This is a genomic window from Pseudorhodobacter sp., from assembly GCF_030452865.1.
Lineage (GTDB): Bacteria > Pseudomonadota > Alphaproteobacteria > Rhodobacterales > Rhodobacteraceae > Pseudorhodobacter.
The window spans coordinates 1-2867 of the sequence record NZ_JAKDLJ010000431.1 but is presented as its reverse complement, the minus strand read 5'-3'; the positions used below and the strand labels follow the sequence as shown (position 1 = coordinate 2867).

The 2867-nt window shown below is 58.6% G+C and carries 5 protein-coding genes and 1 tRNA gene; 4 read left to right on the top strand and 2 right to left on the bottom strand.

The features are described from left to right. From L0H65_RS17580 to L0H65_RS17565, 4 genes are all read left to right on the top strand, one after another. A partial coding sequence (locus L0H65_RS17580; protein WP_301460519.1) for a hypothetical protein occupies nt 1-306 on the top strand: 306 nt, incomplete at its 5' end. Further along, nucleotides 303-986, top strand: a complete 684-nt coding sequence (locus tag L0H65_RS17575; RefSeq protein ID WP_301460518.1) for a hypothetical protein — start codon at nt 303-305, stop codon at nt 984-986. The genes L0H65_RS17580 and L0H65_RS17575, both read left to right, overlap by 4 nt. A gap of 1 nt (nt 987) precedes the next feature. After that, nucleotides 988-1260 carry a hypothetical protein gene (locus L0H65_RS17570; protein ID WP_301460517.1) on the top strand — a complete coding sequence of 91 codons (273 nt, stop codon included), beginning with the start codon at nt 988-990 and terminating at the stop codon, nt 1258-1260. Continuing rightward, nucleotides 1218-1985, top strand: a complete 768-nt coding sequence (locus L0H65_RS17565) for a hypothetical protein (RefSeq protein WP_301460516.1) — start codon at nt 1218-1220, stop codon at nt 1983-1985. The genes L0H65_RS17570 and L0H65_RS17565 overlap by 43 nt, the downstream gene beginning before the upstream one ends. 147 nt (nt 1986-2132) lie before the next feature. Here L0H65_RS17565 and L0H65_RS17560 read toward each other — a convergent pair. Together L0H65_RS17560 and L0H65_RS17555 are read right to left on the bottom strand one after the other, a co-directional pair. Next, nucleotides 2133-2209, bottom strand: a tRNA-Arg gene (locus L0H65_RS17560). A gap of 427 nt (nt 2210-2636) precedes the next feature. Beyond that, nucleotides 2637-2867 (bottom strand): hypothetical protein (locus L0H65_RS17555; protein WP_301460515.1); only part of this gene is annotated, 231 nt, incomplete at its 5' end.

Here is a 2867-nt window from a genome sequence, read left to right as displayed (position 1 = left end):
CTTGCCCAAACTGACGACGAAGAATATGAAACCCAAACCCGCAAACTCTCGTTATCAATGAGGGAGCCTCGGGGGGCAGGTCACCTCAAGAAGAAGGGTCTGTGGTCGCCCGATGCCGGGGCGCTGTTCTTTCCTTTGGATATCCCAGTGGCGGCCGGAGTGCAGGTGGCGCAGGCACTTGTCGCTCAGCTGCCACCACCGGTTGCTGTTGAATTTCTCCTGCGTGGCGGGCGTAGTTTGCATTTTGAAAGCATGATCGACCCCGCTGCGCTGTCGGTGCTGATCCGCATGGTGGACGCCACATGATCGGTCCCGGGAGCGGTGTGCGTATGTATCTGACCTGTGGTGTGACGGATATGCGCAAGGAGATCGCGGGGTTGCGTGTTAAGACGGCTTTAGGCAAATGTCAGGGTGCTGCGGCGCGTGGCGCAGAAGTGGCTGAAAGCCTCGCCCGCGCTGGCTTCGATCCGCGCGCCCAGAAAGACGCCGCCGAAAAGGCCCGCGCCAAAGCCCGGGCCGAATTGATCGCGGCCAGCAGCGATGCGCGCTGGGCGTCCCTCCGTGAGTTGAATGCAGCGGCGGACAGCCTTGTGACAACCGCTATCCTCTGGGCCAGCCCCGTCACCGTCCTGTCGCGTTGCGGCCTTGGGTCGCCCGAGCGCAGCGCCTACATTGCCCAGTTGACCGGAGCCCGGCATGTCGAATTGACCCAGATGGCAACGCTTGCCACCGCGACCGGCGACAAGGTCCTGGGCGCGGCCCTCGTGTCGATCATCGACCGGATGCCCGCAAAGGCCCGCCAGTTCAGCGCCGGTTCCTTGGCTGTCCATCTTGTCGGTGACGAAGTGCGCCGGGTGCAGGCCGCAATCGCCGCCATCCGCAACGCCGCCCAGGGCTCCATCGTCCGCAACCGCGCGCTTGAGTCCGGCAAGGCACAGACCCTTGACCGCCTGAAACTCGCCCTCAACAAGAAGGAGACAAACTAAAATGGCATTATTCCTCGTGACCCGGCCCAACGGCGCATCGCACCTCAAAAACCCGGTTGGCCTGCATGGCGCGCTGGTGGACGCGGCCAATGGCCCGGCGGCAATCACCGCCGCCAACGCCCTTGCAGCGGCTGGCGTTCCGAAAATGGACGCCCCCCTTCGCCGGATACGTCGCCACGCAGGTTGCTGCCACGGCACAGGGCGGGTTCATTCCGGCGCTGGTGCAGGGCGATGTTCTGGGCGCGACGTATTGCCGAAATTGCGACACTCGTAGGTCCGCCGGAGATGCAGGGCGCCATCGGCGCTACAAAGGCGCAGTTGCGATCCTTGCGTGACGATGGCGTTCTGGTCCCGCGTATTGCAAAAAGCAAAATCAAATCACTTTGGCGTATCGCAGACGGACTGGATCTGTTGCGCGAATTGGACGCATTGGCCGTCAGCTTCAGCGAAGGGATGGATGGCTGGGAAGACATCCAAAGCGCCAGTAAGCGGAAACGCCTCAGGGTGGGCGATATCATAGGAGCCGTTCGGCAGGCCGAGTTAACACTGGGTCGCATAACCGGGACGACTGGCTATCGTTTTCTGGCAGTCAAGAAGTCAGAGATCAACGAAATGGCGCAACACCTTGCGCAAAGTCGTTTCCATAACAGAGATGCGAGCAATGATATCCCGGCCTCAGCGTTCGCCCGCAGCATAGGCATGAGGAGCGAAGGCTGGTTTCAATCTCTGTTCGAGGCTGGGCATGTCAGCGCGGCATGGATGCAGCATCCGGTAACGAACGTTCGCATCCTCTACGTTTCCGATGAAGATATTGCCGCATTCAATCGGCGGTTTTTGACGCTGCCACAGATGCAGTTGGAATTCGGCCTGCACCAACACACTTGTGCAGCGAGGCTCCGAGCCGCCGGAGTTGCACCATTTTCACCAAATGGGCAGGATTTCGGATCGCTTTTCGAGCGGACGAAGGTTGAAACGGTCGTGCGCATCACGCGGACCTGACACAACAGCCACATTCCCGGACGGACTCAGTCTGCCGACAGACTTAGAATCGGCAAAAAGCGTCCACTGCAGGCCCGTGACCCTCAAAAACCAACTTTTGTCGAAAAGTCGGTCTTTGAGTGTCGAACCATAACAGTTACAGAGAATTGGCGATCCCGGGACGACTCGAACGCCCAACATCCTGATTAGAAGTCAGGTGCTCTATCCAGTTGAGCTACGGGACCGTGATTCCTCTGATAGCGGTTCGGAAAACGGTTCGAAACATGCTCCCACTTTCCTAACCAGTTGTCTTTACGTCTTTATTCCGGCCCAGAGCGGGGACTTAGAAGGCGGCTACTCTAACCAGATGAGCTACGGGGCCATTCGCTCATCGTTTAAACGCAATCGACGCCTTGGGCAAGGCTGTCATGGCACTTAAACCCTTCCCGCATTCGTTCCAAGTCAAGTTTCTGGCCACATAGAATTGGTCAATCTGTGTGGCCTCCTTGATGGCCTCCAGTTTGGGCACGTAGCGTGGGGCTATAGCTTCTTGCTTGGGTAAACCCGAAGCCTCCGCGACGTTGACCCACGGCGCTTGAGCGCCTTGTTATACTCCGGCCAGTTCAGGGTTTTGTAGATCGGTATGTTCGGTTTGCTCATCCACCCAAGCTATCACCCTGGATTCACAAGATGAATCCCAGACAGGATTTGTGCAACAAAGCCCTGTGCCGGGTTGAAATCAGTGATGACCGCATGTGCCTCGTCGCCCAGATCGTCAAAGAGCGCCAACGCATCAACACCCGCCTCGCCGATCACCGTGCTGCCGCCTTCAAAGCCGATGATGTCGTTGCCGCTTCCGCCATCAATCAGATTGATGTTCGGGCCGACATCATGTGGACTATT

What these genes read in the sequence shown, in the direction of transcription:
- L0H65_RS17575 (WP_301460518.1), top strand. Translation starts at nt 303, where the DNA reads ATGATCGGTCCCGGGAGCGGTGTGCGTATGTATCTGACCTGTGGTGTG.
- L0H65_RS17570 (WP_301460517.1), top strand. Translation starts at nt 988, where the DNA reads ATGGCATTATTCCTCGTGACCCGGCCCAACGGCGCATCGCACCTCAAA.
- L0H65_RS17565 (WP_301460516.1), top strand. Translation starts at nt 1,218, where the DNA reads ATGTTCTGGGCGCGACGTATTGCCGAAATTGCGACACTCGTAGGTCCG.